This window comes from Nesterenkonia sp. HG001 (assembly GCF_034438835.1).
GTDB lineage: Bacteria > Actinomycetota > Actinomycetes > Actinomycetales > Micrococcaceae > Nesterenkonia > Nesterenkonia xinjiangensis.
The window spans coordinates 258,973-280,570 of the sequence record NZ_JAOSZD010000005.1 but is presented as its reverse complement, the minus strand read 5'-3'; the positions used below and the strand labels follow the sequence as shown (position 1 = coordinate 280,570).

Sequence of the window (21,598 nt, the reverse complement as noted above, 5' to 3'; positions counted from 1 at the left end):
TCGTAGACACATCGGTCTTCCCTCCCGCCGAGGAGGGGTCACCTGCAGTAGTGTCCTGTACATGCAGTCAGCCGTGTGCCCCGGATCCTTCGACCCCCTGCACAACGGGCATGTCGAGATCATCGCTCGTGCCTCCAACCTGTTCGACGAGGTCATCGTGGCGGTGTCCCCGAACATGCACAAGAGGCCCATGTTCTCCGTGGAGGAACGCATGGAGATGGTCCAGGAGACCTTCGCCTATGTGCGCGGAGTGACGGTGAGGCCGCTGGGCGAGGGACTGCTGGCCGAGTTCTGCAAGGCCCACGGCGCCAACGCGGTCGTCAAAGGGCTGCGGGATGCCAAGGACCTCTCCTATGAGACCCCGATGGCGACGATGAATCGCCACCTCTCCGGGCTCGAGACGATCTACCTGCCTGCCGACGGTCGTTACACACATCTGTCCTCCACCCTGATCAAGGAGGTTCACAGCCTGGGCGGAGATGTCTCCGAACATGTGCCTCGGGCCGCGCAGCGGCGTCTCGCGGAACGGCGTCACGAGGCCTGAACCACGCCGCGGCGGAGTCGGTGACATGCTAGATTCCCCGATACTGCGGTCCTTCGTACCATCAGTCCTCGGTACCCGAGGCGTGAACCAGAGAGAGGTCGATGAGCAGCATGAAGCCGATCAGCAAGGCCGTGATTCCAGCGGCGGGCCTGGGGACCCGCTTCCTCCCGGCGACGAAGGCCATGCCCAAGGAGATGCTGCCGGTGGTGGACGAGCCGGCCATCCAGTACGTGGTGGCGGAGGCCTCCGCCGCGGGCCTGGATGACATCCTGATGATCACCGGGCGCAACAAGCGTTCGCTGGAGGATCACTTCGATCGGGTTCCGGCGCTGGAGGCCACTCTGGAGGCCAAGGGGGACACCGCGAAGCTGGCGGCGGTCCGGGAGGCCACCGAGCTCGGCGACATCCACTATCTGCGCCAGGGAGACCCCAAAGGACTGGGGCACGCAGTGCTGTGTGCTCGTCAGCACGTCGGGGATGAGCCCTTCGCGGTGCTGCTGGGCGATGACCTGATCGACCCCCGGGACGAGCTGCTGACCACAATGCTGAACACCCAGCTGGAGCTCGGCGGATCCGTGATCGCGGTGATGGAGGTCCCGGTCGAGGACATCAGCGCTTACGGGGTGGTCGACACCGGGCGTGCGGGTGCCGGGCTCACGGAGAACGGTGACGAGACCGTGGTGCCGGTCACCGGGCTCGTGGAGAAGCCCCCCGTGGAGGAGGCGCCGTCGAATCTGGCGATCATCGGCCGGTACGTGCTGCATCCGGCGATCTTCGATCGGCTCGAGCAGACCCCTCCGGGACGTGGTGGTGAGATCCAGCTGACCGATGCGTTGCAGACGATGGCCTCGACTCCGGCCGAGCAGGGTGGCGGGGTGCACGCGGTGGTCTTCCGCGGACGCCGCTATGACACCGGGGACAAGTTGAGCTACATCAAAGCCGTGGTGACCCTGGCGGTGGACCGCGAGGATCTCGGCGCGGACCTGCGGACCTGGCTCAAGGAGTTCGTCCCCGGTCTGTGATCCGCGTCCGGTCAGAGAGCCCACGACGACACGCCGCCGAGGGTGTTCCGGCCGGATTCGTCACCGGCGCCGGCGTGGGATAGACTGGCACGTCGGTCCTCGAGGATCGAATCGTTCGTCGTCCGCAGGGAGTCTCCATCGTGGCTGCACCGCACGGAAGTGCCCTGGTGATCGATGCGAAGGAGCTCCGGGGCAGACCCGGGACCCAACAGCATCTCGCCAGGACCGTCGGCGTGCCCGCCGGTTTCTCCACGGTGCTCGTGGGATTCCCCGAGGGCGAGGACCTCGAGCTGGATCTGCGGATCGAGTCGGTGCATGAGGGCGTGCTCCTCACCGGCACCGTCTCGGCACGGATGTCCGGCCAGTGCGGACGCTGTCTCGGGGAGCTGGGACAGCCGCTCACGGTCGACGTCATGCAGCTGTTCACCTATCCGGAGCGCGCCGCCGACGCATCAGGGGAGGACGAGGACGAGCGTCTCATCGGCGAGGATCTCAGGATCGACCTGGAACCGGTGCTCCGTGACCTTATGGTCTCGGCCCTGCCGTTCCAGCCGATCTGTCGCGAGGAATGCCCCGGGCTGTGCTCCCAGTGCGGACTCCGCATGGAGGATGACCCCGAGCATTTCCACGAGCAGATCGACCCCCGCTGGGCGGCCCTGGCCGACCTGCGGGACGGGCTGGACAAGCCCGAGGACTGACAAGACCCCACCGGGGAGGGGCCGCGGCCCCTGCCGATGACCTGACCGACACCGAGAGAGAAGAGAGACACAGTGGCTGTTCCGAAGCGGAAGAAGTCCCGTGCCAACACCCGTCACCGCCGTTCGCAGTGGAAGGCCCAGGCGCCTTCGCTGGTCAAGACGGTCGAGAACGGCCGTGTCGTCTACAGCCAGCCGCACCAGGCCAAGCTCGTGACCGACTCGGCCGGCACCCCGCTGTTTTACGAGTACAAGGGTCGCAAGGTCGCCGACGCGTGACCTCGACGGCTCCTTCCGGCGGACCCGTCGGAGCGGATGACCAAGAATCACTGGTGAAGAGTCTCGGGGTGCACATCGCCCCCGAGACTCTTCGCTGTGCCCTGACGCACCGGTCCTACGCCTACGAGAACGACGGGATGCCCACCAACGAGCGTCTGGAGTTCCTCGGTGACTCGGTGCTGGGCTATGCCGTCACGGACTACCTGTTCCGCACCTATCCGGATCACTCCGAGGGGGATCTGGCCAAGCTGCGCTCTGCGTTGGTGAGCACCCGGGCTCTGGCCCGGATCGCTCGCGCCCTGCAGGTCGGGCCGCACATCAGCCTCGGCACCGGCGAGCTGCGCACCGGCGGCCAGGACAAGGACTCGATCCTCGCCGACACCATGGAGGCGCTCATCGGGGCTGCCTACCTCTCGACCTCCTTCGAGACCGCCCGCCGCCTGGTGCTGCGACTGGTGGTCCCGTTGCTCTCCGATGCGCAGGCGATGAGTGCCGGCAAGGACTGGAAGACGACGATCCAGGAGATCTCCGCCCAGCGCGGGCTGGGAGATATCCGCTATGGGATCGAAGGGTCGGGACCGGACCATGACAGGAGCTTCACTGCGACACTGATCATCGGTGGCGTAGCCTACGCCTCGGGGACCGGCAAGTCTAAGAAAGACGCCGAGCGGGAAGCTGCTCGACGCTCCGTGGAGAAGCTGGCGGGCGGCTCACCTGACGCCGTCAGGGACGATGTGCTCGACGACGTCCTCGGTGACGTCCTGGACCGTTGACTCGCAGAGCGCCCCGCCATGCCTGAGCTTCCCGAGGTCGAGGTCGTCCGTCGTGGACTCGCCGCCTGGGTCGCCGGCCGTCAGGTGATGGACGTCGACGTCCATGACGCGCGCAGTCTTCGTCGGCATGAACCGTCCCCAGGCTCTGACCCGGGGGCTCCTGCTGACGCCCCCACCCAGCCCGACCCGGCGCCCTTCGCTCGCGGCGAGGACTTCCGTGCTCGGCTTCTCGGCCGGACGTTGCAGGAGCCGCAGCGCCGCGGGAAGTATCTCTGGCTTCCGCTGGACTCTGCCGACTCCGCGCTGCTGATCCATCTGGGCATGAGCGGTCAGGTCTTGGTGGAGGATCGCGCCGCTGCGGCGGAGAAGCACCTGAAGATCTCTCTGGACCTCTCCGCGCGCCGTGGGGCGCCGGAGCAGCTGCGCTTCGTGGATCAGCGGATCTTCGGAGGCATGCAGGTCACTGGCCTGGTCGCCGCCGACCATGCCTCCGGCGCGGTGCCGGCCCCGGTGGCGCATATCGCGGCCGACCCCTTCGAGACGGCCACCGACCCCTCCGCTGATGAGCGGCTCTTCCGGGCTCTGCGCCGCAGGCGCTCCGGGCTGAAGCGCGCGCTGCTCGACCAGTCGCTGATCTCCGGAATCGGGAACATCTACGCCGATGAGGCACTCTGGCGCGCCGGGCTGCACTTCGCCCGCCGAACCGAGACGGTCACTCGGGACGAGGCCTCCCGGCTCCTCGCCGCCGCCCGGGAGGTCATGTCCGCCGCGCTCGAGGCCGGAGGGACGAGCTTCGACTCGCTCTACGTCAACGTCAACGGCGCCTCCGGGTACTTTTCCCGTTCGCTGCAGGCCTATGGGCAGGCGGGCTGCGAATGTTCCCGCTGCGCGGTGGACGGTCGCAGCGCCGGGGTGATCCAGCGGGCCAAGTTCATGGGCCGCTCCTCCTATTGGTGCCCGGTCTGCCAACCGCGGCCCCGCAACGGCCGGTGGTGAGCCGTGTACCAGAGGCCGGCGTTCTCGTGCAGTGACTTATCTCGGGCGTGTTCGTTCGAGGAGCTCGCTGACTAAGCCCACCGCTTCCTCGCCCGGACCACGGCAGGGAGCGTTTCGGCGAATCCTCCAATACGCGCGTTCATGGGGCTCAAGTTTTCGGGGTCTACTCTGTCATGCAGCGTCGCATCGGCATAGTGCGCCCCAGAATGGGCCCTTGTGGGAGTTTTCTGGGCATTCTGTCGGTCTGTGGCTTGTGAGCGTGAGTCTGGGAGCGACACACGGCGGTGTTCTGGACCGCGTCATACAAACGCACTCTCCGAATGTGATCAGATCGGGCGTCGATCTCCTACTACAGGGGGAGATGGCCTACTCCCGAAGAATCAGTCACTTGAGAATCTCTGAAAAAAGTCCTACTCAGGAATGTTCCTGGGCAGTTGTGCGCCTCATATTCTCGATGCAGTAAATATTCGTCATGCCCCTGAACGGGAGTTAAGGAGAATGAGATGACTGAGGTATGTGTCCACGGGAAGCAAAGTCTGACGACCCCGAGGAGAGTCCATCGCGCGATGTCGCTCAGCGCGGTCGGATTGGCACTCGGGCTGGTCCTGAGCGGGTGTGGGTTCTTCGAGGAAACACGAGCTGTGACCTACGAGGTCGAGACAGTGTCCGACGGAGCCGATGCTGAAAACTTGCGGGTTGAGTATCTCGGACGTGAATCCGGGGTGAGTGGGCAGGAGACAGTGGGATCTACGGTGACGAACGGCTCTCTTCCAGCACAGTTTGAGACGCTCGGTCGAGTCGATGATGATGTGTCGGTCTCCGTCGCCGGGGTTGCCGACGTCGTCCTGCGTTGCGTGGTCATCGTCGATGACTCCCACACTTTGGCGGAATCGGAATCGAGTGCTCCAGGTGAGGGCGTTGAGTGCAGTGCCACAGTGCCTGCGCCGGAAGATTAGCGATGATGCTCATATGGACGTGGCCGATACTGTGACTGTGCGGACTTGGTACAGCGGGTTGGGGGCTGACGAGGTATTTCCGTGACGGACGCCGACTGGGATCCTTCGTCCGAGGAATGTTTGGAGCGTTGGCCGCACTTGTCGCTGGTGGACTTCTCGCGCTGGAACATGGCCACCCCGAGGTGCTTATCGGTACTGGGCTCACTGCCGTGGTGATCCTGGTCGCAGGAAACGTTCTTGGCTACCCGGTTCTGACCGTGTTCCTCTTGTGGAGCGGCGTCACCGTGCTGCGTCGAGAGAGCCGCTCACTGGGCAACGCTTCGGCCCTCGTCACTGGGATCGCGCTAGTCTCTCCCGACCACATTGCGATTGCTTGAGCCCTCCGGTGCGGTCCATGATGATGTGGGCTACTTGATTCGCTATGGCCTCCACCTCGCGGCGACGCTCTTCGTGGGTTATTTCGAGTTCTGTTTCTCTGTCTTTCTCGTGGCGTCGTTGCTCTACCGGTGAAGACGGGTTCAGCTCACCCCTGAGGCTGTCATCGTGCTCGGGGCGGGCCTCATCAACGGTCAGGTCCTGCCATTGCTGGCCGGCCGGCTCTGCCGTGGGCTCCACGCCCAGCGCCAGTACGGTGCGAAGCTACTGGTCACCAGTGGCGGTCAGGGGCAAGACGAACCGGTCCCCGAGGGTGATGCGATGCGTGACTACCTGATGAGCCAGGGAGTCACGCCGGACCAGGTCATCGCGGAGACAGCTTTGAGCAATACAGCGGAGAATCTCAAGTTCTCTCGCGAGCTGTTGGGTGACCCGCAGTCGTCTGTGCAGGTCGTGACCAGCAGCTACCACGTATTTCGAACCGCTCTCCTGACTCGGAAGCTTGGCATGAGGGCCCATGTCATTGGGCCGAGAACAGTATGGTATTACTTCCCCAGCGTAGTGATCCGGGAGTTCATAGGGATCCTACGTGACCAGCTGAGGTTCCATGTGGCAGCAGGCGTGATCATCATCGCTGTCAGTGTCCTCAGCGTTGCCTTCTCCTCTACTAGGTCCGCCCCGGGGTGACTGAGAATCACCAGACGTGACTGGTGACCAGGTCGTCGCTCCGAACGAGGCGAGCGATCGCCGCGGAACCCTAGCACTCAGGGCGGTTCGTTCTGGCTGAACCGTTGGGCAAGCACGCTCAGGGTTTTGCGCTGTTGCGGGTTGTAGGTTTCGGTGCTGTATTTGTCCAGCAGATCTGCTGCTCGCCCCAGATCGGTGGGGTGGTCGTCTGTGGTGAGGGGTGAGTCTAGTTCCGCGAAGAACGCGGTAAAGTCGTCAACCAGCTCGGCGATCTGCGCCTCACTGCTAGTCGAATCAAGAGCCTCGAAGCGCCGAGAGATGTCGGCAGAGGAGGCAAGAAGGGCTGAGTCCTCGCTGAGCTTCTGGCAGACAGCCATCAGGTATGCCTTGCCTGTCTCGTCGGAGAAGTGGCTCCACAGGATGGCCTGGTCACGGTCCATCTGAGCCACACGCTCGGGGTAACCGGCCATGTCAAACGGTGGGTAGAACGGCACCAGCTCCGCCGGTAGATCCGGGGCAGCCTGATGCGCGCGCAGGTGGGCGATCACTTTTCGCTGTGCGGTGAGCTGTTGGATCTGCTGCAGCAGTTCCTGGTCAAGGTCATCCAGGTATTGGCCCTGAGCCAGCCCGTCTGTCTCAACATCATCGAGAACGGAGTCCATCTGGTCCAGGGGCATGCCCAGGCTGCTCAGTTGCCTGATCCGCAGCAGCCGGACCAGATCAGTCACACTGTACTCGCGGTAGCCGTTGCTGGTACGTGGCGGCTCTGCAAGCACGCCGACCTGGTGGTAGTGGCGCAGGGTGCGCACGGTGACACCGGCCAGGCGGGCTATTTCAGCGCTGCGCATCTCATGCCTCCTCGGCAGCTTCGGGCGGGGGCTACTCCAGGTTACGGAAGGCCGAGGAGAAGACGGCATAGACCACGGAGATTACCCGCAGCCACAGGAAGATCAGTGCGCCCGCCTCAAGACTTAAGTAGGCGATGCCCGACGGCCGCCGTGGCTCACTGTGTCAGCGACGCGTGAACCCTGGTCACTCAGCGACGGGGCGGTCTTCGCCAGTTACTTGCGATTCCTTGGCTGGTAAGCCAAGAGGCGCGATGGTGTGATCTTGGCCTGCTCGGTGAGTTCGACAATTTCTTCCGCACAGCGAAGCCCTCTTCTCCTTCAGCCGCCCGGAATGGAAGCATTGTGCACGACGAAGAACATCAGTTCGGTGATGGGCCGCTGAACAGGCCGTGCCTGCCGAAGGCCGCCACGGCGAAGCGTTCACCTATGAGTTCATGCGAGGCGGTGTCAGGGTGCAGGGAATCCGAAAGTGGCAGACGCTCCGCGTCCTTCTGGCCGTAGAGCCTCAGCCCGTCCAGATAGGACAGGTTGGGATCGTCCGTGCGCGCATCGACGAGGCTCTTCAATGCGGTGCGGATCACCTGCAGGGTCAGTCGGCCCTGTTCGGTGTCACCGGGCCGACCCGTTGCGGTGAACCGCGCGGTGCCGGTGCCGAAGGATTCGGGGTCAATGGCCCCCGGCCCGGGAGTTTCTTCGTGGATTCCGCAGAAGATTGGCGATATCAGCAGAATCGGTGTGGTTGGGTGGCCCTCCCGGATCGTGTCGAGGAACCCATGCACAGCGGGCACGAAAGCGCGTAGTCGCATCGCATCCGCGTTCACGATGTTGATGCCGAGCTTGACGCTGATGAAGTCCGCAGAGGTGTCGCGGATGACGCGCGCCATGAACGGGTCTGCGAAGGCGCTGCCGCCGAAGCCGAAGTTGTGCAGGCTCACGTTGGCCCGCTTGGCAGCGACGGCGGGCCAGATGCGGCTGGGGGAGATGGAATTCGAGCCGTGGCTGATGGAACTGCCGTGATGCACCCACACCGGGCGGGTCTGTTCTCGAGGGGACAAGGGCTGATCAGAGTGCATCGAAGTCAGCTCGATCGCCTCGTTGTGCGGCAGCCAGAGTTCCACGAACTTCTCACCGTGGGGGAGCCCGTCGATTTGCACGAGGTCCGCCGCGCCCTCGACCAATGCTGTGTGGCCAGTCTCCATGTCGAACTCGAACTGGTCACCCTGGGCGAGGACCCGTGAGTCCCAGTCGGCACCGTCCACGACGACGTCGACCGCACCTCGCGCGCGCTGCAGTCCGCGATAGGTCACGCGCGTGGAGTGGATATCGAGGGTGATCGAGCGGGCCTCGGTGGTGAACTCCAGACGAACGCCGGAGGGCTGGGTCTCCATCAGAGAGAGCTGTTGGTCTGCGTGACGTTCTCGGGTGGCCTGCGGGAGCCGGTGCGGCTTGATGCCGCGGGCGGTGTGCTCAAGTTCAGTGGTCCCGTGGATGAACTCGGCGGAGATGGGGGTCGCGATCATGAGCTCTTCCTCATCGGGTTCGTGGACCGGGTGGTCCAGGTGTCGAGGATGGTGTCCAGAGCTCCCAGTAATTCTGGCCAGGTGCAGTCGGCCTCGGGCTGGCTGTGCGCGAAACTTCCGACTCGCTCGAGATTGACGAAACCGTTGATCGCGCTGCCCACGATCCGGGCCGGGTGCACGTGATCCCGTTTTGCGATCCCGTATCCCCACAGCACAGAGTTGGCCGTCTGGACCAGGCGGTGCGCTGCGGGGTTCTTGGCGACTTGCACTCCCATGGGCTTCTGAAGCGCCTCCCAGCACCCAGGGCGGCTCCGGGCGTAGCGGCGATGCGCGTCCGCGAACCCGGTCAGCGCGCTCTTTCGTGAACGGCCCATGATGGCGTCAGCGATCATCTCCGAGAGTTCCTGCAGCGCGAGAATGGCGATTCCGTCGCGCAGAGCTGCGAGGCTCCCCACGTGGGTGTATAGGCTCGGAGCCTGCACGTTCAGTGAGCGAGCTACTGCGGAGAGAGTGAGTGCGCTGTAGCCCTGGGTGTCTGCCAACGCCGCGCCGCGTTCAATGACCGCAGACCTCGACAACATCACTCTGTTCATGCCACTAGTCTACACCTAATAGGCTCTATCCTATTGGCCATAGGAGGACGGCCGTGTAGGTGTGCCCGGGCCGGGATCCGTGCTCATCGCGTCCCGCAGATTGAAGGGTCCTTGTCTCATGGGTACTCAGACGTGGAACTCTCGTCATTTCGGTCGTCGAGGTCGGACCTAACCTTGTCCAGGACGGTCCGCTGGGCGGAGCTGAGGTAGTGCGTCGTGTGCATTCTGAACCAGGCTTCTGGCGGTGGAGGAAACTCGGGCAGGTCTTGAGTGGCGAGTTCAGCCAGTACGGGCAGGAACAGCTCCGTGATCTGATCAGCGAGAGTCATCATCTCTTCACGCGAAGATTCCTCGTCAAGGTCCGCCCATACTGTCATTGCTGCCGCAGCGGCCGAGGCCCGGTGAGGGTGGCTGAGTAGTTCATAGATCGCCGTCAAGTAGCCCTGGCCCTGGCTGCCGATCAGATGCATCAGCAGCAGAGTGTGGTCGCGATCGACGGCGGCCGCGCGTCCAGTCAGGCCAGAGTGGCGCAGAAGATTGTGGAACGATGCGATCTCCGGAGGAAGGTCAGGCAACGCCTCGTATCGTCTGAGGTGTGAGAGGAGCGCGCGTTGTCGGGTCAGGTTCTCGATCTGCGTCGCGTATTCCTCGTCCAGGGCGTCGAACAGCGCTCTGGGAGGTGGATCGTCGCCCTCGAGCATGGTCGAGATCTGGGGCAGGGAGAAGCCGAGTTCGACCAGGCGTCGGATTCGCAGGACTCTGACCAGCGCGTAGGTGTTGTAGTCGCGGTAGCCGTTGCTCGACCGCGCCGGCTCCTCCAGCAGCCCGATCTGGTGATAGTGCCTAAGCGTCCGGACGGTGATGCCGGCACGGTCAGCGAGGTCACGGCTACGCATCGCGCATCACCTCTTGATCCTGTCCAGCGGGGCAAGTTTTTCAAGGCTGCGCATCGATCGGGCGAACAGTGCCACCAGGAGTCCAAGAGACCACAGCGCGGCGAGTGCCACAAGCGCTGTATGGAGGCCCAAGAATTCTGTCATCGCTCCGGCGAGGAAGATGCCCAGAGGTGTGGCTGCCGTGACGAACGTGTTCTGCGTACCGAGGACGCGTCCGCGCTTGTCTTCCGGGATCCGCTCGATCGAGAGCACCCCGACCAGCGCTCCGAAGAGCCCGACGGAGAAGCCAAGGACGAACGCCCCGACGAAGAGTATCCACACCGATATCAAAGAGGCCACGATCGCGAGGCCGAGCACGCTGCCCAGAGAGCCCGTGACGAACCATGAGCGACGAGAACCCCGCGTTCCAGCAACGGCGTAGATCGCGCCTCCGACCAGTGACCCGGCGGCGATGGCACTCATGACCAGACCAAGCAGACCTGGACGATTGATCTCGGTGAAGTAGAGCGGCAGGATGATGCCTTGGAGTCCTCCGATGGCGATGACTGCAGAGGTGGTCAGGATGGTGGTGACCAGGACGAACTTGTTGCAGATCATCTCGGCCCACCCTTCTCGCAGCTGCCCCCAGACGCGGCGGACTGGGGCCTCGCTGGCCTTGGCTGTTCGTTCGAGTGTTCCCACACGGTGGGGAATCATCAGGGTCAGCAGCGCCGCGGCCAGTGAGGTGCTGGCCGTGACCCATAGGGCTGTGGTGCCGTCCCAAGTGGTGAGCATGAACCCGGCGGCTGCGGGACCGACGACGATCGCGACCGCGCCTAGTGCTTCGCGGGTGCCTGTGATGCGTTCCGCAGACATCCCGCTGTGGCGGATGACGGCAGGGAGTAGGGCTTCGCGTGCGGTGATTCCTGGGACATCACCGATGGCGCCGATGATTCCGAACAGGACAAACCAGCCGACAGAGAGTCCGGTAATCATGTCGACGAGGGGAAGTGCGCCCATCGCGGCAGCAGAGATGAGGTCGGTGAACACGGATGAGGTTCGTCTGTTGATTCTGTCGATGACCACGCCCATGAAGATTCCCGCGAGGATGGCGGGGATGATGGTGGCGGCTGCGACGGTGCCTGCGGCGAGGGCACTTCCGGTGGTGTGGAGCACAAGCAGAGGCAGCACGATGGCCGCGATGGAGTTCCCCAGTGCGGAGAGGGTATAGGAGGCAAGGTATGTAGCGGGTAGAAGTCTCATGGGATGAGCCAAAACTATGACGTCGCGGCGGAGTCAACTGGACTGGTTTGCCTCTGCCGCTCTTGCTCCTACAGCCGACAGCTGAACCCTCCTCTCCCGGGCTTCTATTCGAACTCAACATCACCAGTGGCGCCGCACTGGCCGAGGCTCACGGCTCCAGAGCCCGGACCCCTACTGTGCGGACCGTTCACGCTCTGATCGAGGCGCTTGCACAACGACCTGCGGAGCTCGCCGAGCGGCTGCCAGTCAACCTCCGGCGTCAGTTCAGATGGGCTGCGGCGTTCCATGAGGGGGAGAGCCCAGTGCGATGGGAGAGCCGTGCGCCCCCTTCGCCGACACGCCCCGTGCGACGGTGATCTGCCGCACGGCGTTCATGTGCAGATCCTCCTACTGGTGCCCCGGATGTCAGCGCCGGCCGAGGACGGGGCGCTGGTGAGCTCTCGCATGTCCGCTAGCATGGCCTGGATGACTGCAGGGCTCGAGAGAGGCCCGCGAGTCCGGGGCACATGTGACGCCGCCCCGAGCACACGACTGTTCCGTTCCCAGGGGAGGACCTGTGGCTGATCACGACTCCGCCGCGGGGCGGCAGCCTCACCGACCGCGTCGGGCCAGGCGGCTCAGCGATTCCGCACCGCCGGCCGCCTCCGCCGCCGGGCCGGAGACGCGTGCCGATCGGGAGCAGCGGAAGGCCCGCCGCCGACGCAGACGTCGCATCGCCGGCTGGACGACCGGTGTGATGGCGGTGCTCGTCGCCGCCGCCGTGGTGACCGCCGGCCTCTATCTGCGCGGCCTGCAGACCGACTTCGACGAGAACCGCAACGTCCTGCAGATGGATCTGGAGGACGAGACGGCGGGCCGCACCAACGACGGCGTGATCAACATGCTGCTGCTGGGCTCCGACAGTCGGGGCGATGGTCTCGACCTCGCAGAGATCAAGGGTGAGGACGGGGAGCGCTCGGACACGATGATGTTCGTGCACATTCCTGCGGACCGGTCCGGGGTGTACGTGATGTCCATCGTGCGCGACCTCTGGGTCGACGTTCCGGGCCACGGCGAGGGGCGTATCAACTCCGCCCTGGACGCCGGCGGCTACGAACTGGTGATCGACACCGTCGAAGAGCTGCTCGACACCCATATCGACCACATCGGGATCATCGACTTCGACGGATTCGAGGACCTCACCCAGGCGCTCGGCGGCGTCTACGTCGACAATCCCGTCGCCTTCTCCGCCGGACAGCTGAACCCCTCCTTCTACCCGCAGGGCACTGTCCGCCTCGAGGGATCCGACGCCCTGCGGTACGTGCGGGAGCGAAAGTCCTTCCTCGAGGGAGACTTCATGCGGGTGGAGAACCAGCAGCGCGTGGTCCAGGCGATCGTGGACCGATTCCTCAGCGCCGAGACGCTGACCAGTCCGCAGCGCATCTCCGACGCGGTCAACAGCTTCGTCCCCTACCTCTGGATGGACGAGGGCCTGGACTCCGGCACTGTGGTGGACTATGCGCTGCAGATGCGCGACGTCCGCTCCCAGGACATCCACATGTTCACCATCCCCACCGGGGAGCCCACCACCACCTCCGGCGGGGCGCAGGTCCTCCTCCAGGACGAGGAGGCGCTGCAGACGCTCAGCACCTCGCTGCGCCAGGAGAACATGGACGGGTTCCTGGAGCTCATGGAGACCCGGGAGCAGGAGGACATGCCCGAGGACCTCACCGAGGACCCCGAGGCCGAGTCCACTGAGGTGCCGCAGCCGTGAGGCGCGTCCAGCTGCTCACCCATTCCTACTGGCCGGAGTCCACGCCCCCGCAGCGACGCTGGCAGCGCCTCACCGCGTCGCTGGTCGACGAGGGCTGGGAGGTGGACGTCGTCACTCCCGCGGCCGATCCGCGGCAGACACCGGCCGCTCATCAGGACCAGGGGCGGATGAGCCTGCGCGCGGTCGCCGGCCCTGGCGGAGAGCGGATCCTGCGCCTGCCGCGGCTCCTGCTTCGGGACTCCCGGATGGGCCGTTTCGCCTCGGACGCCGCCGCCGCCGCGCTGATGGTGCCGCGCGCCCTGGGCGCCCGGCGCCCCGACGTGGTGGTGGCCACCGTGCCGGCCCTGCCGGTGATCTGCGCGGGCTGGATGGCCGCCCGGCTGCGTCGGGTCCCGCTCGTGGTCGACATGCGGGACGCCTGGCCTGATCTCGCCCGCGAGGCCGGAGTCCGCGCGGGCCCTGCGGGTCGGCTCATGGAATCAGTGGTGACCGGGGTCCAGCGCGACGCCGCGCTCGTGGTGACCGTCACCTCCGGATTCGCCGACCGGCTCGCCGCCCGCGGAGTGCAGCGGGTCGCCACGATCAGCAACGGTGTGGACCTGGCCGGCGTCCCGGAGCTGAAGCACCGGCCCCGCGAGGCCGGGACCCTCCGCGTCGCCTACCTGGGCAATCACGGGGAGAGCCAGGCTTTGGATGCGGCCATCGACGCCGTCAGGACTGTGCACCGGGCCGGCGAGGTCGACGTCGTGCTGCGCCTCATCGGCTCCGGCACGCAGAAGGAGCGACTGCGTGACCGTGCGGGTGACTGCCCGGCGATCGAGTTCCATGATCCCTGCCACGGCGAGCAGGTCTGGGAGCACTACCGTTGGGCGGACTCCGCCCTGGTCAGCCTGCGCACCGACTGGGCCTCCTTCGCCTGGACCGTGCCGTCGAAGACCTTCGAGCTGCTCGGGCTCGGCAAACACATCACTGCCGCCGTGACCGGCGAGGCCGCCGAGACACTCCGCCAAGCGGAGAACGTGCGGGTGCTCGACGACGCCGGTGAAGGCCCGGCACGCGTCGATCGCCTGGCCGAAGCCCTCACCTCGCTGGCCCGTGATCCCGACTCCACCCCGATCTCGCGGTCCGGTCGTCGGTGGGTGGCTGAGCACGCCGACCTGCCGGCCCTGGGACGACGCTATTCCGCGCTGCTCGAGGAGCTCGTGCCTCACGGATCGTCGACCGACCCGCGGGCGAGCGCGGCGCGCAGCCCGGTGGACTGGGACCGCCTGTGGGTCTGCGTGTGCACGTATCGGCGTGATGACCTGCTCGCCGAGCTGCTGGAGTCCCTGCGCGCTCAGCGTGCCCCGCAGCTGCCGCGTCTGCTGGTGGTGGACAACGACCCCGACGGCGGCTCGGCCGACACGGTGCGCCGGCTCTGGCCCGAGGCGCGTTGGGTGCATCAGCCTCGCCCCGGGATCGCTGCGGCCCGAAACGCCGGGCTGGACGCCCTGCCCGAGGACGCCGACGCAGTGGTCTTCGTCGACGACGACGAGCGCGCCGCCCCGGACTGGCTCGCCGCGCTGGTGCGCACCGCCGACGCCTCAGGGGCGGACACGGTCTCCGGTCCGGTGCGGTCCCTGCTGCCGCCGGGCACACCCGCGGACTTCGCTGACGAAGGTTTCATCCGCCGCATCGACTTTCCGACGGGGCCGTGGGCCTTCCGCCCGGCGACGAACAACGTGCTGGTCCGAGCCGACTGGTTCACCCAGGAGCCGGCCTTCCGCTTCGACGAGGATTTCAACTTCAGCGGGGGCGAGGACTCCGAACTCTTCGGCCGACTGCAGGCCGCGGGCGCACAGAGCTGGTGGTGCGCCGAAGCCGAGGTCAGCGAGGACGTCCCCGCCGAGCGCGCGACGCCTGAATGGATGCGTGCCCGCGGGGTGCGGGCCGGTCACGTACGGGCCAAGAAGGCGGCCAAGGTCGGCCACGGGAGCGCCCGCATCGCCGGAGAGGCCATGACTCGCATCGCTCTGGGAGCCGGCCGGGTGGCCCTGCGCCGGCTGCAGCGCCGCCGCGTCGGCTATCGGGACAGCCTGTGGCTGCGGGAGGGCGTCGGCATGCTGCAGACCGTCACCGGCCGCGCACGCGAGGAGTACGCCCGCTGAGATCGGCGGCTTCTCCTGCACATTCCCCTGCGGATTCCCCTGCAGATTCCTCAGCAGTCCGCGGGGGAGCGACCAGTGCCTGATCCAGTGCCTGCTCGGCGGCCATCACCGCATCCCACGGACCCCCCGGGGCCTCGAGCTGCCGCTGGTCCTCGCGCAGCTCGGCCATCATCGCCCGCTGGGCCGTCGGCTCCGGCTTGAGCGTGCGCCGATACACGGTGCCCAGTGCCCGCCCCGGTGGAGTGGCCTTGAAAGCGACGGCCTGCCGAGAGACCTCTTTGAGGAGACGCCGTCGGGAGGCGCCCAGAGCAGGTCGCAGCGCCGCGGGCGCAGGCAGCCGACCGCGCAGCGCCTGCTGGGGGTTCGCCAGCCCGAAGAAGCGCAGCGCCTTGGGAGAGCGCCACCGGTGGGAGGTCGGGTTCGGGACGTACTCAGCGATGATCTGGCGGATGATCCTCTCGGACTCCTCCCGGTGCTCCGGCGCCACTCGGGTGAGCTTCCACAGGTACCAGGTCACCAGGAAGTGTTCGAAGCGGGTCTCCAGATAGTCCCGCATCAGCCCGGTCTCGCGCAGCCAGGCCGCGCGGGCGGATTCGAGGATGAGGTACTTGCGGAAGTACTTCGGGGTCACCACGTTCACGATGGAGGTGTCCACCGCCCCGTAGTAGACGTAGACCGGGCGGTCCACGGCCAGGTAGGCCTTGGTGTGGTGCAGCAGCTGCTGGAAGAAGAAGGTGTCCTGACCGGTGGCGCCTTCCGGCTGGGTCAGCCCGAGGTTCTTGAGCCAATAGGTGCGGGCCACCATGCCCTCGATGCTGGCCGGGCGGAACTTGACCGCTCGCAGCGCATCGCGTGTCGGACGCCGCAGACCGTCGACCTCGGGGATCCCGGCGTTGAGCCACCGGTGCACGTCCAGCACGGTGCGCCGATGGGTCCAGGTGATCTGGGTCCCGAGCGCAAAGTCGGCCTCCTCGGCGTCCTGGAGGCTCTCCATCAGGTGGATGTAGCCGTCCTCGTGCTGCTCGTCATCGGGGTCGAGATAGGTGACGAACGGGGTGAAGGTCAGCTCCAGCCCGGTGTTGCGCGGCCGGGAGGCGGAGCCGGAGCCGCCCGGGGCGTGGTGGAAGGCCGAGACGTTGGGGTGGGTCCGGGCGAGCTCGTCCACCACGGCCGCGGTGGAGCCATCGGTGGAGCCGTCGTCGATGAGCAGCACATGCATCTGCTCGAAGGACCGCGAGCGACGCAGTGAGGCGAAGGCCTTATGCCGCAGGTGGTGTCCGTTGTTGTAGATCGGCACGATGACCGCCAGCTCCAGGCCCCGCTCCTCGGCGGTGCGGCGGAAGTCCCGGCGTGCCGTCGCAAGCTCCTCATCGCCTTCCGGGGGCCCAGGTTCGGCGCCTGCCCGGTTGCCTGCCCGGCTGCCTGCCCGGCTGCTCTGCCCGGTGGCGCGGTGCTGCAGGTGGTCGGTGGCATAGGTCCGCTCACCGCGCAGCGCCTGGGCGAGACGGTCGGGTGACCGCAGCGCCTCAGGTGCCAGTGCGCCGGCCGCGATCCTGTCGACAGGCCGGCGCAGCGCGGAGAGCTCCAGCGCGGCGGCGTCGCCGTCCAGGGAGCCGAAGCGGTGGTGCCGGTGGGCCTGGGGGTCGGTGCCCGCCGCATCGCCGTCGAGCTTGACCGTCAGCGCGGCGGACTGCAGGCGGAAGGCCGCCGTGTGGTCGGCGGCGTAGTCCGGCTCGTAGCGACGCGCGGGGCTCACCGGCATCAGGATGTCGGTCTCTTCGAGGCGGGCCGGAAGCTCCTCCCAGCTGACCACGTCCACGGGGCCGCGACTCTGTGCGGCCAGATCTGCCCGCAGCTGGTCGGTGGGCTGCTCGGCCACGGCGAGCAGGCGATCCCCGGGCAGCTCCACGCTGGCGCCGACGATCGCGGCCAGCCGGGCCAGCAGATCAGCGCCGTGGCTCTCCAGGAAGACCTGCCTGATGCCGTCGCCCTGGGCGCGGCGCAGGGTCTCCAGGTCCAGGTCGCGCAGCGTCGCGGCGACCTCGTCGGAGGAATTCGCGATGCGCACCTGCGGATAGTAGGAGTTCAGGCCCTGGTTGTAGGTGGAGAGGACCAGGGTGCCCGCCGCCTGCAGCTCGAGGGCACGGTTGGCGAACATCGTCTGGCTGGCCAGTACCGAGTTCAGGTTCACCGCGACGTCGGTCACCCGCTGCAGACCCATCAGCTCGTGGTGGTCCAGGGCCGGGACGCGGTAGGGCCAGTACTCGTAGGGGAGCAGCTGATTGGGACTGGGCAGCTCGGCGTCGTGATAGCGGTCCACCACAGCCAGCGGGCGGCCGGCCTGAAGGACGCCGTCGAGGATCCACCGGCCGTAGGCGGCACGTTCGGGATACTTCCTGGCCATCCAGGAGCCGGCGAAGATCACGGGTCGACGAGCGGAGGTCCAGTCCGGCTCCCCGGCGGCGGGCCGGGACCCGATGGGGGAGTGCAGCAGCGGGTTGATCGCGAAGGGCAGCACATCGACGCTGCGTGCCTGGGGGCAGTCATGCCGGTAGTCCTCCACCACTTCGGCGGCCGTGGTGAGGATGTGCTCGCAGGCCCGGGCGACGTCGAGGAACTGCCGGTAGTCCGGCGGATCCTCCTTGCCGTAGTAGACGGTGGGGACACCGGCCTCGCGGAAGGCCGGGATCAGCGTCTCGGTGAGGAGCCGGCGGCGGCGCCTGGCCTGCGGGCCGGTGACGTCCCAGGAGTGCCCGTCGTGGCCCCGCCAGGTTGCGGCGACCAGCAGCACGTCCACCTCGTGGAGATGACGGCGCCAGGTGGTGGGGGTCAGCGGGATGAGCTGCGCCAGCCCGGAGAACGTGTCGAAGAGGAACCGGTCGCAGATGATCCCGATGCGCAGTCCCAGGCGAGGGCGTGAGATCCCTTCCTCTGGGGCCGGCAGCGCAGCGGCGGCCTCGAGAGCCTCCTCGACTCCGCGGCGTGCGGTGGCACGGGCCTGGGCGGACTCGAGGAGAGGAGTGTCGGAGGGTTCGAGCTCCGTGGCACGGGCACGCATCGCCTCGGCGCGACGGCGATGTGCCTCAGCCAGCGGGGCCCAGATCTGGGGTCGGTGCGTGCGGACCAGCGCGGCGGCGGCGTCGTCGTGCGCGACGGCCGCGGTGACCAGGGGCGTCGCGGGCCGCGCCTCGGGACGGGGAAGCTCGGAACTCACCCTTCGAGGGTATCCCGAGCGGGACGGCAATCCGAGACGGCGCGTCGGTTTTGGAGGGTGCGCGGTGCCTTGCTAAGCTGAGTCACCGTTGCGGCTGCGGTCGCGAACGGGGATGTAGCTTAATGGTAAAGCTTTGGTCTTCCAAACCAACGACGCGGGTTCGATTCCCGTCATCCCCTCCATCTCCTTCCTGATCTCCTCTGCCTCCTCAGGAGCGTGCATGCGAGTCCCCCGCCGTCGCACGTCGCGGGACCATGGCTCCCGGCCGAGGGTCCATCTGGTGGTCCAGCCGACCGTCTCCCACTACCGCGAGCCGCTGCTCCGGCGTCTGCTTGCCAGCACCCGGCTCGACGTCGACCTGGTGGGCCGGTACCGCAACAGCGAGGGATCCGCCGCGGACCGCATCCAGTCGGCCTCCCCGGAGCTCCTCGAGCAGGTGACCCCGTTGCGCTTCCTCTCCTGGGGGGAGCTGTGGTGGGAGCGGGGCCAGGTCGGCGCGGTGCTCTCCGGCAGGCATGACGCTTACGTCCTGGCCGGGAGGATCTACACACTCTCCGCCTGGGCCGCGCTGCTGGCTGGGCGGCTGACCGGCCGCACGGTGCTTCTCTGGGGCCACGGGTGGAAACGCCCCGAGGACGGGCTGAAGCGCCGACTGCGCCTGGCGTTCTACGCGCTCTGTGACGGGCTGCTGGTCTATGGCGACCGTGCTCATGACCTCGGACGCTCCTACGGGGTGGCCGAGGAGAAGATCGCCGTGGTCTACAACAGCATCTATTCGGAGGACCAGCTGGCCGAAGGCCCTGCCGAGGAGCGGCCGGAGCCCGGCCACCCCGGCGAGGATCCGGCGCGTGGCGCGGAGGCTGCGCGGCGCCCCACCCTGATCTACAGCTCCCGGCTGACCGCGCGCCACCGCCTGGACACGCTCGCGGAGGCATTGGAGATGATGCCGGCACGGACCCGTCCCCGGGTGCTCGTGGTCGGCGACGGCGTCGAGCGGCCCCGGCTGGAACGGCGCTTCGCCGAGGCCGAGGTGGACGCGGAGTTCCTCGGGGCCGTCTATGACCTGCCCACGCTGCGTCGCCTCTACGCCCAGGCCGACGCGGCGGTGTCCATCGGCGGGGCCGGGCTCAACGTCACCCAGGCGCTCAGCCTCGGAGTCCCCGTGGTGGCCGAGGACGGCAACCCGGACTCCAGCCCGGAGATCGAGGCCGTCATTGATGGTGAGACCGGACGGCTCTACCGCAGCGGCGACCCCGAGTCGCTGCGAGAGGTGCTCCAGGAGCTCGTCGAGGATCCTGCCGGCCTGCGACGGATGGCTCGCCGCGGTCTGGAGGTCGTGCGTGAGCGGTACACGGCCGAGCGTCACGCCGAGGCCATGGAGGAGGCGATCCTCGCCTTCCTCGACGCCCGCGGGGCGCCCAGGAGGACGAGGATCGCCTGATCCTGCCGGGCACGTCCCGGGCAGGTGTGGCCGGAGAGTCAGGACGCCGGTGTGCGCGCCCCGGCGACCACCAGCATCTCGTCGAACTCGGCATCCACCTCGGGGTCCTCACGCCAGGTGAGGCGGGAGACCAGCCACGCGGCGAGGGTGGCCAGCAGGAAGCCGGGCACGATCTCGTAGATGAACCCGGAGAGTGCGTCGACGTTGCCCCAGATGCCCACGGTCACCGCACCGGTGATCATGGCAGCCAGCGCACCGGGCATGGTCAGCCGGCGCCAGTACAGGCTCAGCAGGATGATCGGGCCGAAGGCCGAGCCGAATCCGGCCCAGGCGAAGCCCACCAGCTCGAGGATCGTGGAGTCGGTGTCCAGAGCCAGCAGCGCCGCGATCACCGCCACGGTCAGCACCGCCCCGCGGCCCAGCATCAGCTGATGGCTGCGGCTGGGTGTCCGCCCGAAGGAGAGGTAGATGTCCTCCACCAGGGCGGAGGAGCACACCACCAGCTGCGAGGAGATCGTGGACATCACGGCCGCCAGCACGGCGGCGAGCAGCAGCGCGGCGATGAACGGGTGGAACAGCACCTGGGAGAGCACCAGGAACACATGCTCGGGGTTGGCCAGCTCGGTGCCCTGCTCGTGGAAGTAGGCGATGCCGATCAGTCCGGTGAAGACGGCGCCGGTGGCGGCGATGGCCATCCAGCCGATGCCGATTCGCCGCGCAGCCGGGGCGTCGGCGGCGGAACGCATCGCCATGAACCGCACGATCACGTGGGGCTGGCCGAAGTAGCCCAGGCCCCAGGCGGCCGCGGAGATGACACCCAGCGCCGAGGCCCCCACCAGGAAGCTCATCCGGTCCACCTCGGCTCCGGCGTCGGCGACGCTCGCGGCGAGGTCCGCGGCGCTCACCCCGGAGGTGACCTCGCCCCAGCCGCCGAGGGTGATCAGCGCGATCAGCGGCACCAGCAGCAGGCCCAGGAACATCATCGTCCCCTGGACCACATCGGTCAGCGACGCCCCCAGGAAGCCGCCCACCAGGGTGTAGACCACTGTGACGCCGGCGACCAGGAGCATGCCCTGCAGGTAGTCCATGCCGAAGGCGACGGTGAAGAACTCTCCGCCGGCGACCATGCCGGAGGAGACGTAGAAGATGAAGAACGCCAGGATGATCACCCCGGCGATGATCCGCACGGCGTGGTTGTCGGTGCGGAAGCGGGCCTCCAGGAAGCTGGGGATGGTGATGGAGTTGTTCGCCACCTCCGTGTAGGCACGCAGCCTCGGCGCGACGAACTTCCAGTTCAGCCAGGCGCCGACCGTCAGGCCGATGGCGATCCAGGCCTCGACCAGGCCGTTGAGGTAGATCGCCCCGGGCAGGCCCATCATCAGCCAGCCCGACATGTCGGAGGCGCCGGCGGAGAGGGCAGCGGTGGAGGGCCGGAGCTTGCGTCCGGCGAGCATGTAGTCGGTGAGGTCCGTGGTGCGCCGGTAGGCGTAGTAGCCGATGGCGACCATGCACGCGAAGTACAGGATCACCGCCACCAGCTGGACCGTGGTGTTCGCAGTCTCGATCATAGGCCCGAGTATTGCACCCAGTGACCCGTCTCACCGGACATTGCCGCGC

General features: G+C 67.1%; 18 protein-coding genes and 1 tRNA gene. 12 read left to right on the top strand and 7 right to left on the bottom strand.

Translation table 11 applies throughout. The features are described from left to right. The first annotated feature begins 61 nt into the window (after nucleotides 1–61). The 8 genes from coaD to ODE13_RS10785 all read left to right on the top strand — a co-directional run bounded on the left by coaD (nucleotide 62) and on the right by ODE13_RS10785 (nucleotide 6,327). Nucleotides 62–544: a pantetheine-phosphate adenylyltransferase gene (gene coaD, locus ODE13_RS10820; RefSeq protein WP_179542569.1), complete on the top strand. Its 483-nt coding sequence runs from the start codon at nucleotides 62–64 to the stop codon at nucleotides 542–544. A gap of 101 nt (nucleotides 545–645) precedes the next feature. Beyond that, a complete protein-coding gene (gene galU / locus ODE13_RS10815; RefSeq protein ID WP_322479272.1) occupies nucleotides 646–1,566 on the top strand; it encodes a UTP--glucose-1-phosphate uridylyltransferase GalU in 921 nt (306 codons plus the stop codon). Between the two features lie 140 nt (nucleotides 1,567–1,706). Then, nucleotides 1,707–2,264, top strand: coding sequence for a YceD family protein (locus ODE13_RS10810; RefSeq protein ID WP_322479271.1), 558 nt, complete (start codon nucleotides 1,707–1,709; stop codon nucleotides 2,262–2,264). A gap of 72 nt (nucleotides 2,265–2,336) precedes the next feature. Then, the gene (gene rpmF / locus ODE13_RS10805; RefSeq protein ID WP_179542570.1) at nucleotides 2,337–2,540 is read left to right on the top strand and encodes a 50S ribosomal protein L32; all 204 of its coding nucleotides are present in this window, start codon (nucleotides 2,337–2,339) and stop codon (nucleotides 2,538–2,540) included. A gap of 68 nt (nucleotides 2,541–2,608) precedes the next feature. Continuing rightward, nucleotides 2,609–3,313, top strand: a complete 705-nt coding sequence (gene rnc / locus ODE13_RS10800; protein WP_322479270.1) for a ribonuclease III — start codon at nucleotides 2,609–2,611, stop codon at nucleotides 3,311–3,313. Between the two features lie 18 nt (nucleotides 3,314–3,331). Continuing rightward, entirely contained in the window at nucleotides 3,332–4,309 is a 978-nt protein-coding gene (mutM, locus tag ODE13_RS10795; protein WP_322479269.1) for a bifunctional DNA-formamidopyrimidine glycosylase/DNA-(apurinic or apyrimidinic site) lyase, read from the top strand. Nucleotides 4,310–5,393: 1,084 nt separating this feature from the next. Beyond that, complete coding sequence (locus ODE13_RS10790; protein ID WP_322479268.1) at nucleotides 5,394–5,642, top strand: hypothetical protein; 249 nt, start codon at nucleotides 5,394–5,396, stop codon at nucleotides 5,640–5,642. A gap of 166 nt (nucleotides 5,643–5,808) precedes the next feature. Next, complete coding sequence (locus ODE13_RS10785) at nucleotides 5,809–6,327, top strand: YdcF family protein (RefSeq protein ID WP_322479267.1); 519 nt, start codon at nucleotides 5,809–5,811, stop codon at nucleotides 6,325–6,327. A 77-nt stretch (nucleotides 6,328–6,404) separates the two neighbouring features. On the opposite strand, the gene ODE13_RS10780 is transcribed toward ODE13_RS10785, so the two are convergent. The 5 genes from ODE13_RS10780 to ODE13_RS10760 all read right to left on the bottom strand — a co-directional run bounded on the left by ODE13_RS10780 (nucleotide 6,405) and on the right by ODE13_RS10760 (nucleotide 11,426). Beyond that, nucleotides 6,405–7,175, bottom strand: coding sequence for a MerR family transcriptional regulator (locus ODE13_RS10780; protein WP_322479266.1), 771 nt, complete (start codon nucleotides 7,173–7,175; stop codon nucleotides 6,405–6,407). 359 nt (nucleotides 7,176–7,534) lie between these two features. Continuing rightward, nucleotides 7,535–8,695: an SGNH/GDSL hydrolase family protein gene (locus tag ODE13_RS10775; RefSeq protein ID WP_416210661.1), complete on the bottom strand. Its 1,161-nt coding sequence runs from the start codon at nucleotides 8,693–8,695 to the stop codon at nucleotides 7,535–7,537. Further along, nucleotides 8,692–9,288 carry a TetR/AcrR family transcriptional regulator gene (locus ODE13_RS10770; RefSeq protein ID WP_322479264.1) on the bottom strand — a complete coding sequence of 199 codons (597 nt, stop codon included), beginning with the start codon at nucleotides 9,286–9,288 and terminating at the stop codon, nucleotides 8,692–8,694. The genes ODE13_RS10775 and ODE13_RS10770 overlap by 4 nt, the downstream gene beginning before the upstream one ends. Before the next feature lie 116 nt (nucleotides 9,289–9,404). Further along, entirely contained in the window at nucleotides 9,405–10,184 is a 780-nt protein-coding gene (locus tag ODE13_RS10765; protein WP_322479263.1) for a MerR family transcriptional regulator, read from the bottom strand. A gap of 6 nt (nucleotides 10,185–10,190) precedes the next feature. Beyond that, a complete protein-coding gene (locus tag ODE13_RS10760) occupies nucleotides 10,191–11,426 on the bottom strand; it encodes an MFS transporter (RefSeq protein ID WP_322479262.1) in 1,236 nt (411 codons plus the stop codon). Nucleotides 11,427–11,982: 556 nt separating this feature from the next. On the opposite strand from ODE13_RS10760, the gene ODE13_RS10755 reads away from it, so the two are divergent. Together ODE13_RS10755 and ODE13_RS10750 are read left to right on the top strand one after the other, a co-directional pair. Further along, nucleotides 11,983–13,179 carry an LCP family protein gene (locus ODE13_RS10755; RefSeq protein WP_322479261.1) on the top strand — a complete coding sequence of 399 codons (1,197 nt, stop codon included), beginning with the start codon at nucleotides 11,983–11,985 and terminating at the stop codon, nucleotides 13,177–13,179. Beyond that, nucleotides 13,176–15,326, top strand: a complete 2,151-nt coding sequence (locus ODE13_RS10750; RefSeq protein ID WP_322479260.1) for a glycosyltransferase — start codon at nucleotides 13,176–13,178, stop codon at nucleotides 15,324–15,326. Before ODE13_RS10755 ends, ODE13_RS10750 begins: the two co-directional genes overlap by 4 nt. Here the strand turns inward: ODE13_RS10750 and ODE13_RS10745 are convergent. Next, nucleotides 15,292–18,540, bottom strand: a complete 3,249-nt coding sequence (locus ODE13_RS10745) for a glycosyltransferase (protein WP_322479259.1) — start codon at nucleotides 18,538–18,540, stop codon at nucleotides 15,292–15,294. The genes ODE13_RS10750 and ODE13_RS10745 overlap by 35 nt on opposite strands. 108 nt (nucleotides 18,541–18,648) lie before the next feature. Here ODE13_RS10745 and ODE13_RS10740 point away from each other — a divergent pair. After that, nucleotides 18,649–18,722: transfer RNA gene (locus tag ODE13_RS10740), tRNA-Gly, on the top strand. A 38-nt stretch (nucleotides 18,723–18,760) separates the two neighbouring features. Further along, nucleotides 18,761–19,981, top strand: coding sequence for a glycosyltransferase family 4 protein (locus ODE13_RS10735; protein WP_322479258.1), 1,221 nt, complete (start codon nucleotides 18,761–18,763; stop codon nucleotides 19,979–19,981). Between the two features lie 38 nt (nucleotides 19,982–20,019). On the opposite strand, the gene putP is transcribed toward ODE13_RS10735, so the two are convergent. After that, nucleotides 20,020–21,549, bottom strand: a complete 1,530-nt coding sequence (gene putP / locus ODE13_RS10730; RefSeq protein WP_322479257.1) for a sodium/proline symporter PutP — start codon at nucleotides 21,547–21,549, stop codon at nucleotides 20,020–20,022. Nucleotides 21,550–21,598 lie beyond the last annotated feature (49 nt).

What these genes read in the sequence shown, in the direction of transcription:
- ODE13_RS10765 (WP_322479263.1), bottom strand. Translation starts at nt 10,184, where the DNA reads ATGCGTAGCCGTGACCTCGCTGACCGTGCCGGCATCACCGTCCGGACG.
- ODE13_RS10735 (WP_322479258.1), top strand. Translation starts at nt 18,761, where the DNA reads ATGCGAGTCCCCCGCCGTCGCACGTCGCGGGACCATGGCTCCCGGCCG.
- ODE13_RS10775 (WP_416210661.1), bottom strand. Translation starts at nt 8,695, where the DNA reads ATGATCGCGACCCCCATCTCCGCCGAGTTCATCCACGGGACCACTGAA.
- galU (WP_322479272.1), top strand. Translation starts at nt 646, where the DNA reads ATGAGCAGCATGAAGCCGATCAGCAAGGCCGTGATTCCAGCGGCGGGC.
- mutM (WP_322479269.1), top strand. Translation starts at nt 3,332, where the DNA reads ATGCCTGAGCTTCCCGAGGTCGAGGTCGTCCGTCGTGGACTCGCCGCC.
- ODE13_RS10780 (WP_322479266.1), bottom strand. Translation starts at nt 7,175, where the DNA reads ATGCGCAGCGCTGAAATAGCCCGCCTGGCCGGTGTCACCGTGCGCACC.
- ODE13_RS10760 (WP_322479262.1), bottom strand. Translation starts at nt 11,426, where the DNA reads ATGAGACTTCTACCCGCTACATACCTTGCCTCCTATACCCTCTCCGCA.
- ODE13_RS10770 (WP_322479264.1), bottom strand. Translation starts at nt 9,288, where the DNA reads ATGAACAGAGTGATGTTGTCGAGGTCTGCGGTCATTGAACGCGGCGCG.
- putP (WP_322479257.1), bottom strand. Translation starts at nt 21,549, where the DNA reads ATGATCGAGACTGCGAACACCACGGTCCAGCTGGTGGCGGTGATCCTG.
- coaD (WP_179542569.1), top strand. Translation starts at nt 62, where the DNA reads ATGCAGTCAGCCGTGTGCCCCGGATCCTTCGACCCCCTGCACAACGGG.